Raw genomic sequence first — 24,991 nt, 5'->3', positions numbered from 1 at the left:
CCGAATTCCCTTCAAGCCATAGACGAAAACTAGAATCCAGTTATAGTCTTGATGGAATGAGTGACTCGCGTCATAGATGAACGGGCTGGAGAGGCAAGAGTATGGCAATTTTTACAGAGAATATCGGCAAGGTCAGCGTAGGGGAAACCGTCACCTGGGACCGCGATTCGGCGCTGCTATATGCGTTAAGTATCGGAGCCGGGCGTCCCGACGCAACCAAGGAAATCGAATACACGACGGAGAACTCCTTCGGCGTCCAGCAAAAGGTCTTCCCGACCTTCGCTGTCGTCCTCGGCGGCAGCGGCGGTTCGATGGACCATCTCGGGGACTTCAAGCTGCAACAGATCCTGCATGGCGGGCAGTCGCTGGTCCTGCATCGAGAACTACCTTCGGAGGGTAGCGTTACCCCGCGCAGTTTCATGAGTGCCGTATATGACCAGGGCAAAAACGCCATCATCGAATTGACCACCGAACTGTTGGACCACGAGGGGCAACTGGTTGCCACCACCGTAACCTCCATGGTCATCCGCGGCGAAACCGGCTACGGCCCGCGCCCGGAAGGCACCGGCGGCTGGGCAGAGCCGGGGACCGAACCCGACGAGGTTATCGAGCAGGCGACCAGCGTGGACCAGGCCCTGCTCTACCGCCTGAACGGCGACCGCAACCCGCTGCACTCCGATCCGGTGTTGGCAAGCAGGGTAGGCTTCCCCCGGCCGGTGTTGCATGGCCTGTGCACCTACGGCATGGCGGCCCTCGCGCTGGTGCGCAACTCGACGCTGCTGGCCGAGCGCGGCCTGGGCTCGATCACTGCACGCTTCGCCGCCCCGGTCTTCCCGGGGCAGAAGCTGGAAACGCTCATATGGAACACCCCTGACGGCGCGTTGTTCCAGGTGCTCGCCGACGGGAAGATCGTACTGGACCGTGGAGTCGCCACCGCTGCCGCCGCGATAGCGCAGGATGCCGTCGAACTCCAGGATGCCGCCGCGAACTAACCGGCAGTTCCTGGATCTTCAGCCGCCCCCGGCCGCCGATGACGGCCGGCCGGGGGCGGTGAATTATTCCGCAGGAAATCGACGGCTCAGTAGCACTGCGCGTACCCGATATGATCGGGTGGAGAATCCATAGCATAGGAACCAAGAACGTGAAGACTGAGCAACGCACCACGAAGCCGTCTGGCGAAAAGCAGGGCAGTCGCGAAAAGATCCTGGCAATAGCCACCGACTTGTTTCTCGAGCATGGCTATGCGGGAACCCCGCTCAGCGCCATCGCAGCGCAACTGGATTTCACCAAAGCCGCACTGTACTACCACTTCAAGAGCAAGGCCGATATCCTCTCCGGGATCCTCTCTCCACTGCTGGACGCCATTGACGACCTGCTGGAGCAGGCGCCCGAGCAGTTCCCCGATGCGCAGCGGCGCTGGGAATTCCTCTACAGCTATTCGCAGGTTCTGCTCTCGCATTCCCGCGCCGTAGCGGTGCTGGCCAGCAGCAGCAACAACACCTGGCTGCCCGACGAGATCAAGGAGCGGATTGAGTACCATCGCCTCCGCACCATGGAGCTGGCCATGCTCCCGGACATGAGCGACGAAGACCAGGTGAAGGCCATCCTGGTCATGGACATGCTGCATCGGGAGATGGTCTTCACAGATGACCGCATGGTGGTCCCCGGGATGAAGTCCGCGCGGCGACGCGAGATCGTCTACGGCTTCATCCGCGAAGCACTCGACTCCACTACCGCCCACTGACTCTTCGGCCAGACAAGCTGGCACGCTGGGGTGCCTGGTGAAATGAGACTGCCGAACCGCTAGCCGGCGTTCGTCAGAGGACCAATGCCGACCACCTTCCGAAGGCCCGAACTAGCGGGTTTATTACGAGCAAATCCCTCGTTGATCGCGTAGCTTCGGCAGTTTTATGCCACCGATCTTCCCCCGGAAAAATTTCCGGGGGATTTTTCGTCTCAATAACCGGGACTGCAGGATTCCCATGGGATCCGTTTGCCATATTCCGCCGAGTTTTCGGGCAGTCTCGGCGCTGGAAGATTCTCGATTCTTCAGCTTCGGCAACGCTTTCCGCCCGCGGTCTCCAGCGCGGCCCGCAGCGGTCCAAGTCCTGACTCAAGGGTCGCCGCAAGGGGCGCCGCCCATGGCCGATCAGGACTGGGGATGCCGACCAAATGGCAACTGAACTGCAATAAGGTTCTAGTTTCTATTCTGCAGATGCTCCGCTGCTCCTTCGCGACTGGCTGCATCTGCCGTGGATCCGGCTTGCGGGATCAATATCGCAGGGCTTGGGCCTGCAGAAAGAATCGCCGTTCTTCTCATCTGCCGTCCGGATTCCCCACGGCAAAGCCGCTGCGGAAAGAAATATTTTCCCTCTGGGATTCCTCCGGGACTAGCTCAAGAATCTGCTGTGCGCAAGATATTGATTGCTTGTCGGCCGGTAAGTAATCTGGATCACATTCCACCGTTACTTACGGTAATCGCCTAGTCAAAGACGAAAGGCAACGTAATGCATTTACGTTCTTCCACGGAGATACGGTCACTCCGCGAGGAGCTTCGCTCCTATTTCGCCGCGCTCCTCACCGACGAGGTGCGCGCGGGCTTGAAGCAAGAAGGTGAGGCCGGGGGACCGGTCCACTCCGCAGTGCAACGGCAGATGGGCCAGGACGGATGGCTTGGCATCGGATGGCCCGTCGAGTATGGAGGCCAGGGCCGCGGCCCGGCCGCGCAGTTCGTCTTCTATGACGAGGCCTACCGCGCCGACGCCCCGATCCCGATGATCACCATGACTACCGTGGGCCCGACCCTGATGAGCCATGGCAGCCAAGAGCAGAAGGACTATTTCCTGCCCAAGATCCTCGCCGGCGAGCTGGTGGTGTCCATCGGCTACACCGAACCGGAGGCTGGCACCGATCTGGCCTCGCTCACCACCCGCGCCGTGCGCGACGGCGACGAGTACGTCATCAACGGCTCCAAGGTCTTCACTTCCGGCGGCGACGGCGCCGACTGGATCTGGCTGGCCGCCCGCACCGATCCCGATGCCCCGAAGCACAAGGGCATCTCGCTGATCCTGGTGCCGACCAGCGACCCGGGCTTCTCCGCCACCCCGATCCATACCGTGGGCGGCTTCAGCACCACCGCCACCTACTACGACAACATCCGGGTTCCGCTCACCAACGTCGTGGGCAAGGAAAACGAAGGCTGGAAACTGATCACCACCCAGCTGAACCACGAGCGCGTGGGCCTGGCCGCCTTCAGCGGCATCTGCGAAGGTCAGCTGGACGAGGTTCGCACATGGCTCAAGGACCAGGTCACCGCCGACGGCACCCCGCTGGGCGATGAGCCCTGGGTCCGCTCGCTGCTGGCCACCTCAACCGCCCGGCTGCGCGCCATGCGCTTGATGAACTGGAAACTCGTGGAGACCACCGCGCAGGGATCGCTGGATCCGGGCTCGGCCTCCGCGGCCAAGGTCTTCGCCACCGAAACCGTGATCGACGTGTACCGGTCGTTGCTGGAGATCGTGGGTGGCACCGCCACCCGCATCTCCGATGCCCCGTGGAACTTCGACACCGGACGCCTGGCACTGATGAACCTCGGCGCGCAGATCAATACCTTCGGCGGGGGAGTCGCCGAAATCCAGCGCGAAATCGTCGCCTGGACCACCCTCGGCATGGCAAGGAGCGCACGTTGAGCACCGCGAGCATGAACAACACCATTGAGGCCCCGAGCATGGAGTTCGCCCTGGACGAGGACCAGCAGGGCCTGGCCGACCTCGCCGCGCAGATCTTCTCCTCGCTGGGCACCGACGAACTCAACGCCGCCGGCGAAAAGGCAAGAGTCGCCTACGATGCGGCCCTGTGGAGCCAAATCGCCGAGTCCGGGCTGATCGACGCGCTGCTGCCCATGGGCGAGGACGAACCGGGACTGGGTATGGCCGGGCTGGCGCTCGTCGCCCGCGAACAGGGACGCACCCTGGGCCGCGTCCCCTTCATCACCACCGCCGTCGCGGCCCTGGCCATCGCCGAATTCGGAGGCCACGAGCAGCTGCTCGAAGGCATTGGCGCCGGCTCGGTGCGCATCGCCGCGCTGCAACCCGAGGTGCGCCGCCGTGTCAACGGCACCGCTTCCGGCGAGGGCTGGGTGCTGGACGGGGCCATCGAGCTGGGATACCTGGTTCCGTCGGCCACCCACCTAATGGTGCAGTTCCACACCGAGGCCGGTGAGCTGACCGCGCTGATCGAGGCGAACCGCGCGGGCATCACCCTGGACGAGTACCACGGGCTGTCCCGCCAGCAGCACGCCGAGCTGGCCTTTGCCGGCGTCCAGGTGCAGGCCTCGGACCTGATCGGGGCCAACCGCGGCACCGGGCAGGCGGCCGCGTGGATCCGTTTGCGCCTGCTCACCGCGGCGGCCGCACTCATGTCCGGCGTGGGCGCCGAGGCACTGCGCCGCACCGCCGCGTACACCAACGAGCGCAAGCAGTTCGGGCGCGCCATCGCCACCAACCAGGGGGTGGCCCTGCGTGCGGCGGACGCGTTCATCGACACCGAAACCACCTGGCTGTCCACCATCGACGCCGCCTGGCAGCTGGACCACGATGGCGACGGGGCCGAAGCCGCCCTGGGCGCATCCTGGCTGGCCCGCGAGGCCGGATTCCGCGTGGTGCACACCACCCAGCATCTGCACGGCGGCATGGGCGCCGACCTGGACAACCACATCCACCGCTTCTTCCTGTGGATGCGCGAACTGGACGTGCTCTGGGGCACCGCAGGACAGGTATCCGAAGAACTCGCAGCAGTCATCCTGGACGGAGAGAGCGCATGAGCGCACCAGCCACCGCGGGCAAGGCCCGCACCCACGCCGGGCAGAGCGTGGCCGGGGTGCTGGCGATCCTGGTGATCGCCGAGGTGGTCGCGGCCTTCGAGACCTCCATGGCGGTGCAGCTGCTGTACACCCCGGGCGAGTTCTTCACCGCAGACCTCTCCCAGCTGGTCTGGGTGGTCACCTCCTACTCGCTGGTCGCGGCGCTGGCCACCAGCTTCGTCGGACGCCTCGGCGACCAGTTCGGCCGGCGCAAGATCCTGGTCTGGGTGCTGCTGCTCTCCGCCCTGGGCTCGATCATCAGCGCCATCGCCCCCACCTTCGGCGTCCTCGTCGCCGGCCGCGCCTTGCAGGGCGTGTCCGGTGCGGTGCTGCCGCTGGCCATCGGCATGGTCCGCTCCACCTTCCCGGAGCACAAGATCGGCACCGGCATCGCGGTGGTCTCCACCTCCGCGCTAATCGCCGGAGCCGGCGGCATGCTCGGCGGAGGGTTGTTCCTGGACTACGCCACCTGGCACTGGATCTTCTGGACCGCGGCAATCTTCGCCTGCGTGGCCGCGGTGCTGGTGCACTTCGGCATCACCCGCGAACCGAAGTCATCGCTGGCTTCCGCGGTGCATGTGGACTGGGCCGGTGGGCTGACGTTCGGCATCGGCATCGCCGGCGCGCTGTACGGGCTGACCCTGAGCAAGGGCTTGGGCTTCGCCAACCCGCAGGTGCTGCTGTACCTGGTCGGCGGACTGGTGCTGCTGGCGCTGTGGGTCCGCTGGGAGCTGCGCACCCGCGAACCGATGATCGACGTGCGGATGTTCACCCAGCGCAAGTTCGCCCTGGGCATGCTGGCCACCGCGCTGATCGCCGTCGGCCCGATCGGCACCACGAATATCCTCACCGTCACCCTGTACCGCAACCCGAACAGCATCCCGCTGGCGGACGGCAGCGTCATGGAACTGCCGGTGGGCCTGGGGCTGAGCGCCACCATGACCGGCCTGCTCGGCTTCATCACCGCCGCCGCGGCCTTCGCGATCTCGCCGCTGATCGGCCGGATCTCCAGCCGCTTCGGCGCGCGCATGGGCCTGATGATCGGCTCGCTGCTGACCATCATCGGCCTGCTGATCGTGTGCATCGACCCAACCAGCATCGCGGTGGTCGTCACCGGCATGGTCGTGGTGATCTTCGGAACCGGCTTCCTCTACTCGGGCATGCCGACCGTGATCGTCGAATGCGTGCTGCCCGAGCAGACCAGTACCGCCACGGGCGTGAATGCAGTGACCCGTACGGCCTTCCAGGCCGTGGCCGCCTCGGTCGTGGGCCTGTTGCTCGTGTTCTCGCCTGTTGCAGCAGGCGAGAACACGTTCGTCTCAATGACCGGCTTCCTGCTGGTCGTGGGCGTACTCATCGCCACCTGCCTGCTGACCATCGTCGTGGTCCTTTTCATTCCAGCGACGAAGCAGCCGGGCGCGGACGGCGGCAAGCCTCAGGTCTCCAACCTCACCCTTAAGGATTATCAATGAACACCGTTCTCGAAACGAAGCTTCAAACTACCAGAGATCTACTTGACCTGCGAGCCGAGGACCACCACCCCGGCCTGCTCTTCGAAGGCCGCATCTGGACCTGGGCCGAAGTCGTGGCCGAATGCAAGCTGCGCGCCCACCTGATGCTCTCGCTGCACGACGAAGGCAAGCCCTTCCACGTGGGCGTGATGCTGGAAAACGACCCGGAATACCTCTTCGCCATCGGCGGCGCGGCCTACGCCGGCGCCACCGTGGTGGGCATCAACCTCACCCGCCGCGGCGAGGAACTGGCCCGCGACATCGCCTACACCGACGTGGAGATCCTGCTGACCACCCGCGAGCTGGAAGGCTACTTCAACTCGGTGGACTCCGGGGTGCCGGCTGCGCGCACGCGCTACATCGAAACCGCCGAGTACGCCCGCGAACTCGATGCCCTGCGCCATCTGCCAAGCCCTGACGCTCCGGCCGCCGCGGACCCGGACACCACGCTGCTGCTGCTGTTCACCTCCGGTTCCACCGGGGATCCGAAGGCTGTCATCTGCAGCACCGGGCGGCTGTTCCGCACCGCGCAATTCCAGCACATGGGTTTGGGCCGGCAGGATGTCAGCTACAACTCCATGCCGCTGTTCCACGGCAACGGCATCTTCGCCTGCTGGGCCAACCCGCTGTACACCGGCGGCACCTTCGCCCTGGCCCGCAAGTTCTCCGCCTCCGGGTTCCTGCCTGACCTGATGCGCTACAAGGCCACCTACTTCAACTATGTGGGACGCTCGCTGTCCTACCTGCTGGCGCAGCCGGAGAAGGCCGCCGAAGCCGAAACCTACCTGAGCTCCTGCTTCGGCACCGAAGCCAGCGAATTCGACCTGGCCGAATTCCACCGCCGCTTCGGGGTCTGGCCGACCGAAAGCTACGGCGCCTCCGAGGGCGGGCTGACCCTGAAGCGCACCGACGACTGCCCGGCCGGCGCGCTGGGCGTCGCCCCGGAAGGCATGGACGCCGCGGTGGTCAACCCGGCCACCATGGAACCGTGCCCGCCGGCGGTCTTCTCCGAGAACGGGCGCCTGCTGAACGCCGAGGAAGCCATCGGTGAACTGGTGAACCTCACCGGTGCCGCCCTGTTCGAGGGCTACTACAAGAACCCCGAAGCGGTGGCCGAGCGGGTGCGCGGCACCGCCTTCCTCACCGGGGATCTGGCCTACCGCGACGAGGCAGGCTTCTTCTACTTTGCCGGACGCACCTCGGACCGGCTGCGCGTGGACAGCGAGAACTTCTCCGCCGCCCCGGTGGAACGCGTGCTCTCGCGCTACCCGGGCGTCACGCTGGCCGCCGTCTACCCGGTGCCCGACGCCCGCACCGGCGACCAGGTGATGGCCACCCTGCAGTTCGAGGACCCCGAGAGCTTCGACCCGGCGGACTTCGCCGCCTTCCTGGAAGCCCAGCCGGATCTGGGCACCAAGTGGGCCCCGCGCTTCCTGTCGGTGGTTTCCGACGTGCCGGTGACCGCCACCCAGAAGATCAACAAGCCCAGCCTGCGCCGCGACGCCTGGCTGGTGAACGAGAACGTCTTCCACCGCCCCGGAAGGGACATCGCCTTCGAGGTGCTGGATGAGAACGCCCTGGCGCAGCTGGAGGCCCTGTTCGAGCAGAACGGCCGCGCCCACCTGCTGCCGCTGAAGCCAGCCGAAACGACGATTAAGGAGAAAGTATGAGCCAGGATCCCCATGTCCTGATCGGTGAGATGATCGCCGCCGGCAACGAACGGATCAGCGTCGCCCGCGACGAGGTCAACCGGCCGATGATCCACCACCTGTGCGACGCAATGGAGGAAACCAACCCGATCTACCTGGACCCGGAAGCCGCCCGCGCCGCCGGGCACCCGGACGTCGTGGCCCCGCCCTCGGCGCTGCAGGTCTGGAACATGATCAACCCCTCGGACCCGGACATCGAATCCGATGTGGACCGTGCCTACGCCCACCTGGCCGACTGCGGCTACCCGAAGGTCGTGGCGGTGAACTGCGACCAGGAATACGACCGCTACCTGGTCCCCGGCGACCTGCTGACCGCCAGCGAGAAGGTCGAGACCTTCGTGGGCCCCAAGCAGACGGGCCTGGGCGAGGGCTACTTCATCACCACCCTGACCACCTACACCGACCAGCAGGGCGAACGCGTGGGCACCATGCGCTTCCGCACCCTGTGGTACAACCCTGAAAAGAGGAACTCGTAATGAGCGAAACGCTGACCGAGACCGTCGCCACGGCCAAGAGCCAGGCCCTGCGTCCCCGCCCGGCCATCAACCTGGACAACGCCTTCTTCTTCGAGTCCCTGAACGAGCGCGGCGAACTGTCCATCCAGCATTGCGACGACTGCAACGAGCTGCGCCACCCGCCGGTACCGATGTGCCCTCAGTGCAACTCGCTGCACTGGTCCCCGAAGACCATGTCCGGCCGCGGCATCCTGCACAGCTACGTGGTCATGTACCACCCGATCGTCCCGCCGTTCGAGCCGGGCTACATCGTGGCAGTGGTGGAGCTGGAGGAAGGCGCCCGCGTGGTCATGAACCTCGAGGGCGTGGCCAACGAGGACGTGCAGATCGGCATGCCGGTGCACGTGACCGCCGAGCGCATGGACGCTGATCTGGTCCTGCCGGTCGCCCGTCCGGCAGGGGGCGCCGCATGAGCACCGTAGATACCGCCGCCCGCGCCGGCATCGAGGCCGGCGCCCAGCTGCCCGAGCTGCGCATCCCGATCACCGCGACGCTGATCGTCACCGGCGCCATCGCCACCCGCGACTTCCAGAAGGTGCACCACGACAAGGACGTGGCACAGGCGGCTGGCACGCCGAACGTCTTCATGAACATCCTGACCACCAACGCGCTGGTCAACCGGTACGTGGGCGAATGGGCCGGACCAGCTGCCCGCGTGGGCCGGATCAACATCCGCCTGGGCGCCACCAATTTCCCGGGCGATGAAATGGCCTTCAACGGCACCGTCGACTCGGTCGACGGGGACAACGTCGTGGTGAAGGTCATCGGCACCAACTCCCTGGGCCCGCATGTAACGGGCACCGTAGACCTCGTGATCCCATCGAAAGGGGAATCGGCATGAGCAACCTGCTGAACAAGGCAGTGATCGTAGGCATCGGCGCCACCGAGTTCTCCAAGAACTCCGGGCGTTCCGAGCTGCAGCTGGCCCAGGAAGCCGCACTGGCCGCCTGCCGCGACGCCGGGGTGGACCCGCATGATGTGGATGGCATGGTCACCTACTCCATGGACACCAACCCGGCCATCGAGGTGGCCCGCGGCCTGGGCTGCAAGGAGCTGAACTTCTTCAGCCATGTGGACTACGGGGGAGGTGCCGCAGCCGGCACCATCCTGCACGCGGCGATGGCAGTGGCCACCGGCGTGGCCAAGACCGTGGTCTGCTACCGCGCCTTCAACGAGCGCTCCGGCGCGCGCTTCGGGCAGGCGATGAGCACCGCGGGCATGGCCCCGGATGCCCGTGCCGCAGCCTACGCCTGGACCCTGCCCTTCGGCCTGATGACCCCGGCCTCCTGGGTCGGCATGTTCGCCCAGCGCTACATGCACCTGACCGGCGCAACCTCCGAGGACTTCGGCCGTGTGGCGGTGGCAGACCGCAAGCACGCGGCCACCAACCCCAAGGCCTGGTTCTACGAGAAGCCGATCACCCTCGAAGACCACCAGAACTCGCGCTGGATCGCCGACCCGCTGCACCTGCTGGACTGCTGCCAGGAATCCGACGGCGGCCAGGCCTTCGTCATCACCACCCCGGAACGGGCCAAGGACCTGCCGGGCAAGGCAGTGACCATCCGCGCCGCCGCCCAGGGCGCGGCCTACGACCAGCACACCATGGTCAGCTACTACCGCAAGGACGGCGACCGCGCACTGCCGGAAATGGGCAACGTGGCACGCCAGCTGTGGAACGACACCGGGCTGCGCCCGGAGGACATCGACACCGCGGTGCTCTACGACCACTTCACCCCGTTCGTGCTCGCGCAGCTGGAGGAATTCGGCTTCTGCGGCCGCGGCGAGGCGAAGGACTTCATCAAGAACGGTGCCATCGAGCTGGGTGGGCGGCTGCCGATCAACACCAACGGCGGCCAGCTGGGCGAAGCCTACATCCACGGCATGAACGGTATCGCCGAGGGCGTTCGCCAGTTGCGCGGCACCGCGGTGAACCAGGTGGACAACGCCCGCAACGTGCTGGTCACCGCCGGCACCGGCGTGCCGACGAGCGCATTGATCCTTGGCAATGACTAGGCAGGTGGCCCTGCCGGACGGCGGAAGGCAGGTTCGGGCCGCTGGCGGGGAGAAGCTGCTGGACGCCGCCGGGCAGGTGCGCGAGCTGCTCGATGCGATGGTCCGGCTTCCGGTGGACACCGAAGTAGCGCAGGAGTTGGGCGAGCGCCTGGACGGGGTGCTTGAACTGCTGCGCGGCGCTGTCATCGAGGAGCAGGACATGGTGCTGGACCCCTTCGGCGAGCGCGGCGAGGACTACATGGACCGCTCGCCGGTGTCCGGGGTGCTGAACCCGATCGCCCCGCCGATTTCAATGCGCATGGACGGGCCGAACCGGGTGCGCACCACCACCCGGCTGGGCCTGCCCTACCAGGGGCCTCCGGGCCGGGTGCACGGGGGATGGGTGGCCACGCTGCTGGACCATCTGATGGGCTATGCCGCTGGCACGGTGGCGCAGTGGATCTTCACCCGGTCGCTGACCGTGGACTACGACCATGCGGTGCCATTGTTCGAGCAGCTGGAGCTTTCTGCGTGGGTGGAGGAAATCGATGGCCGCAAGATTTGGGTCAGGGGCCAGATCGAGGCCGGCGGCCAGGTGGTGGCCCAGGCCCGCGGGCTGTGGGTGCCGCCGCGCGAGAGCCAGCCGGAGCAAAGCTGAGCAAGCCGACCAGGGCTGGGCAAGCCCGTCGGGGCGGGGTGCTCAGGCGGCGTCAACGCGGTCCGTGCCCCGCCCTAGACAAAAACTAGAATCTAGTTATAGTATTTCAGAAACGTGACCCGCGCCACGCGGCTGCGCCGGGTGTGGAATCGAACCGAGAAAAGAGCAAACCATGAAGATTGCAGTGCTGATCAAGCAGGTGCCGGACACCGAAGAAGGCCGCCACCTCACCTCCGATGGTCGGGCAGACCGTGCCGCCAGCGACCGCGTGATCGATGAGATCACCGAACGCGCGCTGGAAGCCGCGCTGAAGCAGAAGGACGCGGACAAGTCGGTGGAAATCACCGTGGTGACCATGGGCCCGGCCGCCGCCAACGAAGCGCTGCGCAAGGCCCTGAGCATGGGTGCCGACAAGGCGGTGCACGTGCAGGACGACGCACTGGCAGGCTCCGATGCGCTGGCCACCGCCCGGGCCCTGGCCCAGGCGCTCTCCGCGCTCGATGCCGATTTGATCGTGGCCGGCAACGAGTCCACGGACGGCCGTGGCGGCGTGGTCCCGGCGATGATCGCCGAACTGCTCAACCTTCCGTTCCTCGGCCCGCTGGGCACCCTGGAGATCTCCGGCGGCACCGTGCGCGGCACCCGCTCCGATGCTTCGGGCACCACCGCGCTGCGCGCGGCCACCCCGGCGGTCATCTCCGTGGCCGAGGGCATGGGCGAGGCCCGCTTCCCGAAGTTCAAGGGCATCCTGGCCGCCAAGCGCAAGCCGGTCACCGTGCAGGGCACCGCCGAGCTGGGCCTGAGCGCGCCGGAGCATGCAGCAGGCAACCTGATGCTCTCCTCCGCCGCCCGCCCGGCGCGCACCGCCGGCGTGAAAATCATCGACGAGGGACAGGGCGCGCAGGAACTTGCCGCCTACCTGGCCGCCGAGAAGCTGATCTAAGGAACCAACGACATGACGAACATCCTGGTACACATCGAACTGGCCGAGAACGGCACCCCGACCGCCAGCGGCGCGCACCTGCTGGCCCTGGCATCCCAGCTGGGCACCCCGGTGGCCGTGGCCGCCTCCGCTGACCGCGACGGCACCGCCGCCGCCCTCGCCGCGCAGGGCGCCGCGCAGGTCTTCATCGGCGAAACCCAGCAGGCTGCTGCCCACCCGGCAGCCAGCGCCGTCGCCGCCCTGCAGGCTGCCATCGAGGCCTACGCCCCGGCCGCCTTGCTCGCCTCGACCAGCGCCGTGGCCCGCGAGGTCATCGGCCGGCTCTCGGTGCGCACCGGCAACCCGGTAGTGCTCGAAGCGGTCGAGCTGGCGCAGCGCGATGGCCGCATCGCCGCCACGCACTCGGTCTTCGGCGGCACCTACGTCACCGAATCCACTGCAGGTTCCGGCATCCCGCTGATCACCGTGGCTTCCAGCGGCGCCGAGCCGCTGCCGGCCGCCACCGCCCAGGTGGATTCCGCCGCCATCGAGGTGGCCACCGCCGCCTCGGCAGAAATCGAATCCGTGACCCCGCTGGCCGCCGCCTCTTCCCGCCCGGAGCTGCGCGCCGCCAAGATCGTGGTCTCCGGTGGCCGCGGCGTGGCCTCGAAGGAGAACTTCGCGCTCATCGAAGCGCTCGCCGACTCGCTGGGTGCAGGACTGGGCGCATCGCGTGCCGCCGTGGACTCCGGCTACATCCCGCAGAGCCACCAGGTCGGGCAGACCGGTGTCAGCGTCTCGCCGGACCTCTACGTGGCAGTGGGCATCTCCGGGGCCATCCAGCACCTGGCCGGCATGCAGACCGCCAAGCGCATCGTGGCCATCAACAAGGACGAGGACGCACCGATCTTCGACATTGCCGATTTAGGCATCGTGGGCGACCTCTTCGAGATCCTCCCGCAGCTCACCGCGCTGCTGGAGTCCAAGCAGCCGGCCAACGCCGGCTAGACCAAGGAGAATCGTTTCCATGTCGCTGACAACCAAGGAGGGCGCCCGCACCGCCACGACGGCGGGCAACCCGGCGCTGAAGAAGATCTGGATCGCCGCCGCAGTGGTGGTTGTCCTGGCCCTGCTGGTGCTGGCCGCCCGCTGGTGGCGTGGAACCGGAGCAGGGGAGCAATTTATTGCCGCCTATCCGGGGCACTCGGAGCTGCCGGAGAACGCCCCCACCGGCATCCCCGCCTGGCTGGGCTGGCAGCATTTCCTGAATGCTTTCTTCCTGGTGCTGATCATCCGCTCCGGCTGGCTGATCCGCACCACGGCTAGGCCGAAGGCCTACTGGACCCGGAATAACACCGGCCTGTTCAAGACCAAAACCAAGCCTAAGAAGATCAGCCTGGAAATCTGGCTGCACCTGAGCCTGGATGTGCTGTGGATCGTCAATGGCGTGGTGTTCATTGTGCTGCTGTTCGCCACCGGCGCGTGGATGCGCATCGTGCCGACCAGCTGGGACATCTTCCCGAACGCGTTCAGCGCCGGCGTGCAATACCTGTCGCTGGACTGGCCGAGCGAGAACGGCTGGCTGAACTACAACGCGTTGCAGGTGCTGGCCTACTTCGCAATCGTATTCCTGGCCGCCCCGGTCTCCGCCATCACCGGGCTGCGCATGTCCCCGGCCTGGCCGGCCAAACTGGATAAGGCATTCCCCATGGAAGCCGCCCGCAAGGTGCACTTCCCGGCCATGCTGTTCTTCGTCGGCTTCCTGGTGATGCATGTGCTGCTGGTGCTGCTCACTGGTGCGCGGGCGAACCTGAACCACATGTTCGCCGCCCGCAGCGACGACGGCTGGATGGGTGTCATCATGTTCCTGCTGGCCGTTGCAGTGACCGCCGGAGCCTGGTTCGCCTGCAAGCCGGTGGTCATCCGGGCCCTGGCCGGGATGTCGGGCAAGATCTCCAAGTAGCGGCTCGCCCGCGGGCAACGCACTGAAACGCCGAAACCGGCGCTGGGCAGGAAAAAATCCTGCACAGCGCCGGTTTTTGCCTGCCCGTGACCGGTGGCCTGTGGCGGTGTTCCCGATTCGCTGTGGCTGTTGCATTATTAATGATGTCTGGCGCCGAATCGGCAACCTCGCTCGCACCGAGAACGGCTTTGCGCAGGACACCAGCCAAGCCCGCGCCTTTCGGAAGACTCCACCGCCGTGAAAACACTCTTCAGTTCCCCTCGACAATTCGCCGTGTCCACCGCTGGCGTGTTGCTGGCCGGTGCGCTGGCCTTCGGCGGCCTGATGCCAGCCAGTGCCGCGCAGGCAATCCCAGCCGCCCAGCCATCCACGCAACTTGCAGCGCCAGCAACCCTGCAGGTGCACGCCGCCAAACGGGTGGTGCAGGTCAAGACCACGAGCAATCTGAATATGCGCTCCGGTTCCAGCACCAAGTACCGCGTTGTCCTGACCATCCCGAAGAACAAGACCGTCACCGTCAAGTCCCAAGCGTCCAACGGCTGGTACCAAGTCACCTACAACAAGAAGACCGGGTGGATCTCCAACAAATACACCAAGGTCACCAAGACCTCCGGCACCGGCAAAACCTCGCCGCGGGCGAAAAGCGTGAAGCTGTGGGTCACCCCGAAATCGACGATGAATATCCGCAAGGGGGCGGGAACCGGGCACGCCGTCGTTGGGAAGATCAGCAAGGGGCAGCCAGCCTACGCGAGTTCCAAGGCAACCAACGGATGGTACAAGATTTCCACCCAGGGCAAGACCGGATGGATCTCCGGCACCTACGTCACGACCTGTTCCAAGGGCTGCGCCATCGACGCTGGCCCGTACACCACCAACCGCGCTGGCCTGTCTGACCGCTACTTCATCAAGTCATCCGGCGCAGACCTGTTTGCTTCCGTCAAGGGCAAGAAGCGCATCGGTGATATCCCGAAGAACTCGATCGTCTATCGGGATAAGGTCTGGGAAAGGAAAGCTGGCCAGGTCTCCGGCTGGTACTACGTGCGCACCCAGGGGGCCGATGGCTGGATGAAAGTTTCAGCGCTGAAGCCCAGCACCAACGCCAAAACCAGCAACACCTCAAAAATCACTCGCGCCATGGTACTGAAGCAAGCCAACGGGAAGCTGCCCGCGTCGATGCTGGTGGCCCTGCACTGGGACAAGGAGAAAACGCTCGTCGCCGCCCCGGCCGCTGCGGACCTGGGCCGGCTGAACTCGGCCTTCAAGAAGAAATTCGGGAAGAATCTGGATATTGATCTGGCCTACCGCACCCTGGATACGCAGAAATTCCTTTACCAGGAGCTCGGCCACTACATCGCGGCCAAACCGGGCACCTCGAACCATGGTTGGGGACTGGCCATCGACGTCCCGGAGACCTACAGCTATTCGTTCAAGGGCAAGTACTACAAGTGGCTGAAAGCCAACACCAAGAAATACAACTGGATCCACCGGAAAAATCTGGAAGAATTCCGCGCTAACGGAAGCAGGAATCCATACGCCGAAGCATGGCACTTCGAATATGTCGGCAAATAATTCCCATGTCATGGCCGGCCACAAACCATTGTCGAAAATGAACGTCGCAGATCCTCCAATAGAGAATTCTTCCAGTAGCCTTAGGTTACAGCTCTTGCTGTCATGGAACTCGCGTCACCTTTTGAGGAACGGAACAAGACATGTCAGATACATCCGCGCCGACGACCGGCGCAAAACTTTCGGCCGAGTTCTTGGGCACATTCGTGCTGGTCTTCGGCGGCTGTGGTTCAGCGATCTTCGCGGCCAAGGTCATTGCAGATGAAACCGTGAACATGGGCATCGGATTCCTGGGCGTAGCTCTGGCTTTCGGTTTCACTGTGCTGATCATGGCGTACGCAGTAGGGCATATCTCCGGCGGCCATTTCAACCCTGCCGTCACCCTGGGCACGGCCTTTGCCGGGCGCACCCCGTGGAAGGATGTCCTCCCGTACATCGTCACGCAGATCGTCGCTGCTTCGGTGGCGGGTGCCGTGCTGTTCTGGATCGCTTCGGGCAAGGACGGATTCAACGCAGTCGAATCCGGTTTCGCTTCCAATGGCTATGGGGAGCGATCACCAGATGGCTATTCGCTGGTTGCGGCACTGGTCGCAGAGATCGTTTTGACTGCGATCTTCCTGTACGTGATCCTCGGCTCCACCGACAAGCGCGCGCCGCAGGGTTTCGCGCCGATCGCTATCGGCCTGTCATTGACCCTGATCCACCTGGTGTCCATTCCCATCACCAATACCTCGGTCAACCCGGCACGTTCCCTGGGCGTCGCATGGTTCGCCGGCCCGGAAGCCTTGGGCCAGGTATGGCTGTTTATCCTGGCACCGGTTATCGGTGCGGCCATTGCCGGTGTCAGCTACAAGGTGCTCTTCCCGGCCTTCGTGGACAAGGGTCGCGAAGGTTTCGACAAGAACTAGCAGATGATGGGAGCTCGCGGTTACCGCAGCTCGCTGAACCCAGTCCAGCAGACTTCGACGTCGGCCGGACTGGGTTCGTCCTTTCACGTGGAACGATGAACTTGGGAAATCCACATGGAAGGCGATTAGGCTTGTCATATGCAACAACGGCCAGAGTACATGAACCCCTATTCGGCTCCGCGGCCCAAGCAACGCGTCTTCAACGCCGGGCAATTCACCAAGGGCGACTTCTGGACAGTTCTTGCCTACCTCGTCTTCTTTGTCGGGGGCGCAGCAGGCCTCATCGGCTTGATCCCTGGCTACATGGGCGCCTTCTCCACCCAGGAACAGGCGCTGTTCGGGATCAACCTGATCCTGTATGTCACCTTCTTCATTCTCGCGATGATCCAGTGCGGTCCGCAGTTCTTCGAGTCGTTCAAGACCATGCGCTACCACCCCTGGGCCAAATGGCTGATGCTGCCCGGTGGCTGGTTCCTGACCATCATGGCCAACGGAATCATCGCCGCATTGACGGGCCAAGCGGCCACCAGCGAGAACCAGGCGGCCCTGGAATCCATGGCCGGAACGGTGCCGCTGCCGGTCATGCTGGTCGTCACTGCGCTCTTCGGCCCATTCGTCGAGGAATACCTGTTCCGCCATCTGCTCATTGGCAAGCTTTCACGCAAGCTCAACGTCTGGATTTGCGCACTGATCTCCACGGTGCTGTTCGCCAGCATCCACTTCATTGGCGCGGGCATCGGCTCCTGGCTGGAAGTCGTGCCGTACTTCATGCTGGGCGTCATGATGGGTGTTGCCTACATCCTCAGCGGCAAGTCGCTGGCCTACTCCTACATGCTGCATGTCATTAACAATGCAGTAGCGTTGCTGGTGGTGTACCTGATCTACCCGCTGCTTCCTGTGGGAGCCTAGGCAGTGGCATTTACCGGACTCGAACCGAACACCCCCGCCTATCGGGGCATGCTGCTGGCGCTTTTTGCCGGCGGCGTTGCCACGTTCTCCCAGCTCTATGCGGTGCAGGGGCTGCTGCCGGTGATCGCCGGCTATTTCCACATCAGCTCTTCGCACACGGCACTTGCCGTTTCATCAGCGACACTGGGGCTGGCGTTGGCCGTGACTCCATGGGCCATCATTTCCGACCGCGTCGGGCGCCGCAAGGTCATCAGCATCGCCCTGATCTCTTCGGTTGCCCTGGGACTGCTCAGCTGCCTGTCGCCAAGCTTCGAGTTCCTGGTGGCGATCCGGTTCTTCGAGGGAATTGCCTTGGCAGGTGTTCCCGGCTCTGCACTGGCCTTCCTCGTTGACGAGGTCAATCCGCGAGCCGTTGCCGTGGCCAGCGGCACCTATATCTCCGGCAACACCCTTGGCGGGCTGGCCGGACGCTTGGTCGCCAGCTTTGTCGCAGACCCCGCCGGCTGGCGCTGGGGGGTCGCGGCAGTGAGCATCATGGCCGGCCTGGCGACGCTCTTCTTCCTGTTCAAGGCGCCCAGCGCCCAGGGCTTCGACCCCATCCACGGCCAGAACCTGCGCAGCATCGCCAAGAAGTTCGCACATGCATTGCACGGCAAAATGGCACTGGTCTATGCCCAGGGATTCTTGCTCATGGGCGGATTCGTGGCTGTCTACAACTACCTGGCTTTCCGGCTGGAAGCACCGCCCTACCTGATTCCGGCTTCGTGGGCGGCACTGGTCTTCTTGGCCTACCTTTCTGGAACCTACACCTCGGTGGCCAGCGGCAAACTCGTCGCCAAGGCTGGACGGCGAAATACCCTGCGCATCAGCATTCTCACCAGCGCCCTGGGCTTGCTGCTGACCCTGGCCGGGAACCTGGTCGTGATCATCAGCGGGTTGCTGATCTTCACCGCTGGCTTCTTCGCGGCCGACGCGGTCGCCAGCGGGTGGGTGCCGGTGCTGGCCACCGAAGCCAGGGCACAGGCCTCCAGCCTGTACAACTTGTTCTACTACGTGGGCTCGTCACTGCTTGGCTGGCTCATCGGCATCCCCTTCATGCACTACGGCTGGGCCAGCGTCGTGCTCTGTGTTGGCGCGTTGCAGGTGGTTGCCCTGATCATGGCTTCCTTGCTCTCCAAAAGGGACCCATCCCTTCGCGGATAATTCATATTCCGCATTCGGAATACTCAACTTTGCGCGAAATATCAGGTCAGATCGTCGAATTCTCCTGATACCCACCTGGCATAGCGTTCCGCAGAGAACTGGACCACCCGGTGGGCATCGGCCTGGATGCAGGCGGCGAAGTTGTTGTAGAGGCGGTCGAACTTCACCGGCTCCAGATCCTTGGCCATGCGCCGCACCACGGCAGCCGAGAGCGGGATGCGGTTGGGGTAGCTGCGCAAGAAGGTCGCATTGCCATCGGCCACGGGGAAAATCGCGTCGCCAGCCAGCAGGACTCCGCGGCCATCGGCCCCTGCTTCCCAAACAGCCGCAGTGCTGCCCGGGAAGTGGCCGCCGAGCTGCATCAGCCTGATCCCGGGCAGCACCTCAAAAGGCTGGGACCAGGTCCTGACGGCGGCTGAGGAATACTGGACCCACTGCGCATCTTTCTCGGCGACGAGGATCGGCGCATCACCCAGCGCCTGGCTGTATTGCTGCTGCACCCCGTACATGTGCGGATGGCTCGCCACAATGGCCGCCAGCTTTCCGCGGCTATCCAGCCAATCAATGATTTCTCCTGTAATCAGCCCGGGCACGTCGAAGAGCAGGTTGCCCGCGGTGGTCTCCACGAGTAAGGAGCTTTGGACTATGCCGATTTCGGGAGAAGCAATCGCATTCAGTCCCGGCTCCAGCGAAGTGATCGTCAGCTGGTGGCCGGCTGCTGCCAGGTCTTCGGTGCGCACCCAACGCTGGATTCCGCCCGGAATATACTGGCGTTCATCGGCGCAGATGGGGCAGGTGCCGGTGGGTTGCGGGCCCGGCGGGAACTCCACGGCGCAACCCGCGCATTGCCAATGGCCAATCTGTTCTTGTCCCATGGGAAACCTGTTTTCTGGTGGCGGTGCTGGCTGTGCCCTGCTTGCTTCCAAACCTAGTACTCGCTCCGGACGCAGGAAAGAGGACTGCACCGGGAATCCTCCTGCGCGCAAGCAAATGGTGAAAGTCCACTCTGCTTCGTAGAGTTGAGGTTGTGAATCCTTCAACCCCCACCGAATCCCCGCGGAGCTTGGCCCGGCAGATCCTTGCCTTGGCAGTTCCCGCCTTGGGTGCTTTGATCGCCGAGCCGCTGTTCTTGATGGCCGATTCGGCCATCGTGGGCCACCTTGGTGTGGCCGAGCTGGCCGGCGCCGCACTGGGCACCACGGTGCTGCACACTGCGGTGGGGTTGATGATCTTCTTGGCCTATGCCACCACGCCAGCTGTAGCCAGGGCCCTGGGCGCAGGCAACCCCGGCAAGGCCATGGCGGCGGGGCGTGATGGCATGTGGTTTGCCATAGTCCTCGGGGTGGTGCTGTCGCTGCTCGGATACTTCAGTGCCGATCGGCTTGTGGGCTTGATGGGCGGCGAAGGGGAAACCGCTGGATTCGCCGTCGATTACATCCGCTACTCGATGCCTGGCCTGACCGCGATGCTGCTGGTCCTGGCAGCCACCGGCGTGCTGCGTGGCATGCAGGACACGAAAACACCGTTGATCGTGGCCACCGCTGGCTTCGGATTGAATATCGTCCTGAACTTCGTGCTGGTCTACTGGGCCGATATGTCCGTAGCCGGTGCCGCGCTTGGCACATCGATCGCCCAGTGGATGATGGCGGTGGTGTATTTGTGGATGATCTTGCCAAGAATCCGCAAGCAAGGAATTTCCATGGCGCCGAGCTGGTCCGGGTTCATTTCCACCGGGCAAGTCGGTTCCTGGTTGATGCTGCGCAACCTGAGCATGCGCGCGGCGTTGCTCCTCACGGTTCTTGTCGCCACCAACGCCGGCACCCAGACACTGGCAGCGCACCAGCTGGTCTTCACGATCTTCAGTTTCCTGGCCTTTGCACTGGATGCGTTGGCTATTGCGGCCCAGGCCATGATTGGCCAGGAGCTGGGCCGCGGGGATGCAGAGCAGGTCCGCAAGCTCACGGGGATCATGAGCCGCTGGGGCATCTGCTTCGGCGTGGTAACCGGGATCCTGCTGCTTGCCACCTCGTGGGTCTTCCCGATGATCTTCACCCCGGATGAGCAGATCCGCCAGCTGACCACCGTTGGGCTATGGGTGCTGGCATTGTCCCAGCCGTTGTGCGGTTTGGTGTTCGTGCTGGACGGCGTGCTCATCGGTGCGGGGGATGCCCGCTATCTCGGGTTGGTAGGTGTAGCGAACCTTGTTCTCTACGTGCCGATGCTCTGGGCGGTTCAGGTCTTTGCCAAGGATTCCACGTCAGCGATTTTGTGGATCTGGGTTGCTTTCGCCATCGGCTACATGGCAGCTCGCGGCGTGAGCCTGTCCCTGCGTGCCAGGAACAGCGCTTGGATGCGGTTGGGCAGCTGAACCCAGGCCACCGGGCCGCTCGCCACCGATTACTCCTGGAGCTCCATTGCCTGGGCGGCAATCTCATGGGTGACCGCATGGTCCAGTGAGCTGGTGGTGCCCCGGCACCCGGATCCGGGCTGGGCAACGAGCTGTTGCGCTGGGCTGGTCAGGTGCTTGGCGCTACCGGTTTGCGCGAGCTCCAATGCGTATTCGAGGGCGTGGCCGATACCGGTACAGGACGCTACCGTTTTCCGGATGACGGCGTTCGATGCCTTCGAAGATGTTCTCGCGGACCACGAGGAAGTCCACGTCCCCTGGCTGGCGGAATTGCAGCAGGCTGCCCACGGCGCAGGAGAAGAGCGAGTCATGCACGCCAAGCCGCTCAATCCGGTTATCGGGCATCATCTGCCTGTGCTTGGCGTTGGATCCAGCTTGAACCAGAAAGTCGTCAGCGGACTCGTTCAGTGAGCGCAGGCCTTCTGGCATGGCATCGGTGCTGACGCCAGCGCCGGCAAGCACGGCGATGCTGTGTGCCTTTCCCATGATGCACCAGTGGTTGGCCGCTAGTGATGTCCCAGCATGGCTCGGCGGATGGATTCCAGATGCAGCGTCATGGCCTCGGCGGCCGCTGAAGGATCTGAATTCTGTATGGCGGCAAAGATCGACTGGTGCTCGGCCAGCTCGTCCGATTGGGACATGTATGGCTGCATGGAAGGCAAGACGTAGTGGGCTCGGGCGGTTTGCGTGAAGCAGTTCTCCAGGCTGTCCACAATGCGGGAGTTGCGCGATGCCGCGGCCAGTTCGCTATGGAAGCACTGGGCGGCATGCATGGAGGCAATGGGGTCGGAGACCGCCAGCTTTTGCTGGGCTTCAAGGTGCCCGGCCAGGGAAACTACAAGCGCTGCCGAATGCATGCTGGCTACCTGCCCCGCCACATGCGGTTCGAGCAAGCTGCGCAGTTCCAGGACTTCATAGACATCATTCATCGAGATGGCGCGAACCAGATAGCCCTTCTTGGGCAGCACCTGCAGCAGGCCCTCGCTGGTGAGCTGGCGCAGGGACTCGCGCACCGGGGTCTTGGAGACCTCGAACTCCTGGGCCAGTGCCGGTTCGATGATCAGGCTTCCCGGGGCAAGTTCCCCGCGGTTGATGCGTTCGCGCAAGGTGAGCGTGAGCTGTTCGGAGAGCGAGCTGGCCATGGTTTTCCGATTCCTAAGGGGCGTAACTTGGCGACCTGATCTAGCTATCGCTCTGGGCAACACTCTAGTCTGGGATGAAATATATTTCAGGTATCTTACGGAACACCACTTTATCGCAAGGACTACGACTGTGCCGATCACCCAGAACTCTGCCAGCACGCAGCAAGCGCGAAACCGGCGCCGGGCCCTGTTCGCCTCTGTCTTCGGCACGGCCATTGAATGGTACGACTACGCGCTGTATGGCGCGGCCGCATCGGTGGTGATCGGTCCGCTGTTCTTCGCCGGAGCCGGAGAAGCGGCGGCCTCGATCGCGTCCTTTGCGACCTTCGCGGTGGGCTTCGTGGCCCGCCCGCTGGGCGGTGTGCTCATCGGCCACCTGGGGGACCGGTTCGGGCGCCGCCCGGCCATGCTGCTCTCGGTCATCCTGATGGGCATCGCCACCGTGGGCATCGGCCTGCTGCCGACCGCGCAGACCTGGGGCGTGTGGTCCGTGGGCCTGCTGGTGCTGCTGCGCCTGATCCAAGGATTCGGCGCTGGCGCGGAACTGACCGGTGCCATGACGCTGGTGGCCGAATACGTGGAGCCGAGAAAACGCGGGTTCTACACCTCGCTGGTGCTCTCCACCCCGCCGCTGGGCATCGCCCTGGCCACCGTGTGCTTCTTCCTGGTCTCGCTGGCCGGTGACGAGGTACTGCTCGGGTGGGCCTGGCGCATCCCATTCCTGGTCTCGGCACTGCTGTTCGTCGTGGCCATCTACATCCGCAACAAGCTGGAAGAGACCCCTGACTATGCCGCCGCCATGGCCTCGGCCCGTGCCGAGCAGCAGCAGGCCAAGCTCCCCATCGTGCAGGTTTTCGCCGCGCACTGGCGCCGCGTCGCCCTGGGCTTCCTGGCCATCACCGGGCACAACGCGGTGAACTACATCCTTGCGGTCTTCGCGCTGAGCCTGATGGTCACCAGCGGCATGGAACGCAGCCATGCGTTGCTGGCGGTCACCCTGGGCTCCTTGGTCTCCGTACTGCTCACGCCGGTGGGCGGCTGGCTGGCCGATCGGTTCGGCGCTTCCAAGGTGCTGGCGGCAGGAAATATCTCAGGCTTGGTCCTGGCTTTCCCGATCTTCGCACTGATCTCCACCGGCGAGTTCGCCTTCGGATTCCTGGGCATCGCCGCCGGCTACGCGCTGGTGATCCCGTGCACTTCCGGTGCCCAAGGGGCCTTCCTCACCGAGCTGTTCCCCGTCTCGGTGCGCTTCTCCGGGATTGCCATCGCGCGCGAACTGAACGGCGCCATCGTCGCTGGGCTCTCGCCGCTGATTGCCGCCGCGCTCTTGCAAGCGGGCAACGGCTCCATCGCGATGCCAGCGGGATACCTGGCGCTGTGCTGCCTGTCCTCGGCCATTGCAATCTTCATCGGCACCCGCGCAAGCTCGCGCACCCTGTACTAGACCGGCAATTTCTACCGAAGTAAAGGAACAATCCATGGGTAATCTCAAGCGCCAACTGCCCGACGTGGCCGAACTGGTCAGCCTGATGAAGTTCAAACTCCCCAGCACTAGCCCTCGCGCCGCCCGGCTGGCCGGTGCCGCCGACATCTGGGATCTGCGCAAGATCGCCAAGCGCCGCACCCCCGCCGCGGCCTTCGACTATGTAGATGGCGCTGCCGGGCGAGAAATCACCGCGACCCGCGCCCGAGCGGTGTTCGACAACGTTGAGCTGTTGCCGCGAATCCTGCACGGAACCGCGCAGTCGGATCTTTCCACCACCATTGCCGGTGCCCCATCGGCATTGCCCTTCGGCATCGCCCCCACCGGTTTCACCCGCTTCATGCACTCCGAGGGCGAAATCGGCGGCTTGCGGGCTGCCCAGAAAGCAGGGATTCCCTTCAGCCTGTCCACCATGGGCACCCGATCCATCGAGGAGGTCGCCGAGGCGGCACCCGAGGGCCGCAAATGGTTCCAGCTCTACCTGTGGAAGGACCGGGAAAAGTCCAGGGCGCTGGTGGAACGTGCTGCTGCAGCGGGCTATGACACCTTGCTGGTCACCGTGGACACCCCGGTAGCCGGCCAGCGCCACCGCGATACCCGCAACGGCATGAAGATCCCGCCGGAATTGACCGTGAAGACCGTGCTCGATGCGTCGTACCGACCCGAATGGTGGTACAACTTCCTGACCACCGATTCGCTGAAGTTCGCATCGCTGTCGGATACGTCGGCAGACCTGCCAACGATCATCAACTCCATGTTCGATTCCTCCTTGGACTTCGAGGATCTGAAATGGATCCGCGAGCTGTGGAAGGGCCAGCTTTTCGTCAAGGGCGTGCTCACCAGCGAAGACGCTGCCAAGGCACAGGCCGCCGGTGCTGACGGACTGGTGGTCTCCAATCACGGCGGACGGCAGCTGGACCGCGCGCCGATCGCCTTCGAGGCCTTGGGCGAAGTGCGTGCCGAAGTCGGTGAGGACATGGAAATCATCATGGATTCGGGCATCATGTCCGGCGCGGACATTGTCGCCGCGCTGTGTGCCGGAGCGGACTTCGTGCTGATTGGCCGCGCCTACCTCTACGGCCTGATGGCTGGGGGAGAGGAAGGCGTCAGCCGTGCCATCGAATTGCTGGCCAAGGAAGTGGAAGTGACTATGCAGCTGATGGGCGCGGCGAGCATCGGGGATCTGGACCAGTCGCTGATTCGCCGCCGTGGCTGATGTGATTAACCCCGGGCGAAGTGGCG

25 protein-coding genes are annotated in these 24,991 nt (G+C 64.5%); 21 read left to right on the top strand and 4 right to left on the bottom strand.

Annotated features, from left to right (window positions below; translation table 11 throughout):
* Positions 1-101: 101 nt before the first annotated feature.
* From ACWICV_RS09500 to ACWICV_RS09415, 18 genes are all read left to right on the top strand, one after another.
* Entirely contained in the window at positions 102-992 is an 891-nt protein-coding gene (locus tag ACWICV_RS09500) for a MaoC/PaaZ C-terminal domain-containing protein (RefSeq protein ID WP_402471413.1), read from the top strand.
* 149 nt (positions 993-1,141) lie between these two features.
* Positions 1,142-1,744 (top strand): TetR/AcrR family transcriptional regulator, encoded by a 603-nt coding sequence (locus tag ACWICV_RS09495; protein ID WP_454090349.1) that lies wholly within the window; start codon positions 1,142-1,144, stop codon positions 1,742-1,744.
* A 763-nt stretch (positions 1,745-2,507) separates the two neighbouring features.
* Positions 2,508-3,689 carry an acyl-CoA dehydrogenase family protein gene (locus ACWICV_RS09490; protein ID WP_365942812.1) on the top strand — a complete coding sequence of 394 codons (1,182 nt, stop codon included), beginning with the start codon at positions 2,508-2,510 and terminating at the stop codon, positions 3,687-3,689.
* Complete coding sequence (locus ACWICV_RS09485) at positions 3,686-4,822, top strand: acyl-CoA dehydrogenase family protein (protein WP_454090350.1); 1,137 nt, start codon at positions 3,686-3,688, stop codon at positions 4,820-4,822. Before ACWICV_RS09490 ends, ACWICV_RS09485 begins: the two co-directional genes overlap by 4 nt.
* Positions 4,819-6,333 carry an MFS transporter gene (locus tag ACWICV_RS09480; protein ID WP_454090351.1) on the top strand — a complete coding sequence of 505 codons (1,515 nt, stop codon included), beginning with the start codon at positions 4,819-4,821 and terminating at the stop codon, positions 6,331-6,333. The genes ACWICV_RS09485 and ACWICV_RS09480 overlap by 4 nt, the downstream gene beginning before the upstream one ends.
* The gene (locus tag ACWICV_RS09475; RefSeq protein ID WP_454090352.1) at positions 6,330-8,042 is read left to right on the top strand and encodes an AMP-binding protein; all 1,713 of its coding nucleotides are present in this window, start codon (positions 6,330-6,332) and stop codon (positions 8,040-8,042) included. The genes ACWICV_RS09480 and ACWICV_RS09475 overlap by 4 nt, the downstream gene beginning before the upstream one ends.
* Positions 8,039-8,557 (top strand): FAS1-like dehydratase domain-containing protein, encoded by a 519-nt coding sequence (locus ACWICV_RS09470; protein WP_454090353.1) that lies wholly within the window; start codon positions 8,039-8,041, stop codon positions 8,555-8,557. The genes ACWICV_RS09475 and ACWICV_RS09470 overlap by 4 nt, the downstream gene beginning before the upstream one ends.
* On the top strand, positions 8,557-9,009 hold the full coding sequence (locus ACWICV_RS09465; RefSeq protein ID WP_454090354.1) for a Zn-ribbon domain-containing OB-fold protein: 453 nt from the start codon (positions 8,557-8,559) through the stop codon (positions 9,007-9,009). The genes ACWICV_RS09470 and ACWICV_RS09465 overlap by 1 nt, the downstream gene beginning before the upstream one ends.
* Positions 9,006-9,437, top strand: a complete 432-nt coding sequence (locus ACWICV_RS09460) for a MaoC family dehydratase (protein WP_454090355.1) — start codon at positions 9,006-9,008, stop codon at positions 9,435-9,437. The genes ACWICV_RS09465 and ACWICV_RS09460 overlap by 4 nt, the downstream gene beginning before the upstream one ends.
* The gene (locus ACWICV_RS09455; RefSeq protein WP_454090356.1) at positions 9,434-10,609 is read left to right on the top strand and encodes a lipid-transfer protein; all 1,176 of its coding nucleotides are present in this window, start codon (positions 9,434-9,436) and stop codon (positions 10,607-10,609) included. The genes ACWICV_RS09460 and ACWICV_RS09455 overlap by 4 nt, the downstream gene beginning before the upstream one ends.
* Positions 10,602-11,246 carry a PaaI family thioesterase gene (locus tag ACWICV_RS09450; protein ID WP_454090357.1) on the top strand — a complete coding sequence of 215 codons (645 nt, stop codon included), beginning with the start codon at positions 10,602-10,604 and terminating at the stop codon, positions 11,244-11,246. Before ACWICV_RS09455 ends, ACWICV_RS09450 begins: the two co-directional genes overlap by 8 nt.
* Before the next feature lie 172 nt (positions 11,247-11,418).
* Positions 11,419-12,189 carry an electron transfer flavoprotein subunit beta/FixA family protein gene (locus tag ACWICV_RS09445; protein ID WP_402471386.1) on the top strand — a complete coding sequence of 257 codons (771 nt, stop codon included), beginning with the start codon at positions 11,419-11,421 and terminating at the stop codon, positions 12,187-12,189.
* 12 nt (positions 12,190-12,201) lie between these two features.
* Positions 12,202-13,176 (top strand): electron transfer flavoprotein subunit alpha/FixB family protein, encoded by a 975-nt coding sequence (locus ACWICV_RS09440; RefSeq protein ID WP_454090358.1) that lies wholly within the window; start codon positions 12,202-12,204, stop codon positions 13,174-13,176.
* Positions 13,177-13,195: 19 nt separating this feature from the next.
* Positions 13,196-14,131, top strand: coding sequence for a cytochrome b/b6 domain-containing protein (locus ACWICV_RS09435; protein WP_454090359.1), 936 nt, complete (start codon positions 13,196-13,198; stop codon positions 14,129-14,131).
* Positions 14,132-14,368: 237 nt separating this feature from the next.
* Complete coding sequence (locus ACWICV_RS09430; RefSeq protein ID WP_454090360.1) at positions 14,369-15,700, top strand: SH3 domain-containing protein; 1,332 nt, start codon at positions 14,369-14,371, stop codon at positions 15,698-15,700.
* A gap of 140 nt (positions 15,701-15,840) precedes the next feature.
* Positions 15,841-16,605, top strand: coding sequence for an aquaporin Z (gene aqpZ, locus ACWICV_RS09425; protein ID WP_365942799.1), 765 nt, complete (start codon positions 15,841-15,843; stop codon positions 16,603-16,605).
* A gap of 138 nt (positions 16,606-16,743) precedes the next feature.
* Positions 16,744-17,514: a CPBP family intramembrane glutamic endopeptidase gene (locus tag ACWICV_RS09420; protein ID WP_105662070.1), complete on the top strand. Its 771-nt coding sequence runs from the start codon at positions 16,744-16,746 to the stop codon at positions 17,512-17,514.
* A 3-nt stretch (positions 17,515-17,517) separates the two neighbouring features.
* Complete coding sequence (locus ACWICV_RS09415) at positions 17,518-18,717, top strand: MFS transporter (protein ID WP_454090361.1); 1,200 nt, start codon at positions 17,518-17,520, stop codon at positions 18,715-18,717.
* A 41-nt stretch (positions 18,718-18,758) separates the two neighbouring features.
* Here the strand turns inward: ACWICV_RS09415 and ACWICV_RS09410 are convergent, their stop codons facing one another.
* Complete coding sequence (locus ACWICV_RS09410) at positions 18,759-19,592, bottom strand: hydrolase (protein ID WP_454090362.1); 834 nt, start codon at positions 19,590-19,592, stop codon at positions 18,759-18,761.
* 152 nt (positions 19,593-19,744) lie between these two features.
* On the opposite strand from ACWICV_RS09410, the gene ACWICV_RS09405 reads away from it, so the two are divergent.
* Positions 19,745-21,085, top strand: coding sequence for an MATE family efflux transporter (locus tag ACWICV_RS09405; RefSeq protein WP_332595220.1), 1,341 nt, complete (start codon positions 19,745-19,747; stop codon positions 21,083-21,085).
* A 29-nt stretch (positions 21,086-21,114) separates the two neighbouring features.
* Here ACWICV_RS09405 and ACWICV_RS09400 read toward each other — a convergent pair whose 3' ends face one another.
* Genes ACWICV_RS09400 through ACWICV_RS09390 form a run of 3 tightly spaced genes read right to left on the bottom strand, consistent with a single transcriptional unit; the run spans position 21,115 to position 22,266 of the window.
* Positions 21,115-21,270: a hypothetical protein gene (locus ACWICV_RS09400; RefSeq protein ID WP_166650859.1), complete on the bottom strand. Its 156-nt coding sequence runs from the start codon at positions 21,268-21,270 to the stop codon at positions 21,115-21,117.
* Complete coding sequence (locus ACWICV_RS09395; protein WP_454090363.1) at positions 21,248-21,610, bottom strand: hypothetical protein; 363 nt, start codon at positions 21,608-21,610, stop codon at positions 21,248-21,250. The genes ACWICV_RS09400 and ACWICV_RS09395 overlap by 23 nt, the downstream gene beginning before the upstream one ends.
* Positions 21,611-21,630: 20 nt before the next feature.
* Complete coding sequence (locus ACWICV_RS09390; protein WP_105656097.1) at positions 21,631-22,266, bottom strand: GntR family transcriptional regulator; 636 nt, start codon at positions 22,264-22,266, stop codon at positions 21,631-21,633.
* A gap of 130 nt (positions 22,267-22,396) precedes the next feature.
* On the opposite strand from ACWICV_RS09390, the gene ACWICV_RS09385 reads away from it, so the two are divergent.
* Positions 22,397-23,710, top strand: coding sequence for an MFS transporter (locus tag ACWICV_RS09385; protein ID WP_448939049.1), 1,314 nt, complete (start codon positions 22,397-22,399; stop codon positions 23,708-23,710).
* Between the two features lie 34 nt (positions 23,711-23,744).
* Complete coding sequence (locus ACWICV_RS09380) at positions 23,745-24,965, top strand: alpha-hydroxy acid oxidase (RefSeq protein ID WP_454090364.1); 1,221 nt, start codon at positions 23,745-23,747, stop codon at positions 24,963-24,965.
* The last annotated feature ends 26 nt before the right edge of the window (positions 24,966-24,991 follow it).

It is taken from the genome of Glutamicibacter sp. NPDC055354, from assembly GCF_053644955.1.
The sequence above is the reverse complement of the archived record's forward strand: the minus strand, read 5'-3'. Positions and strand labels throughout refer to the sequence as shown.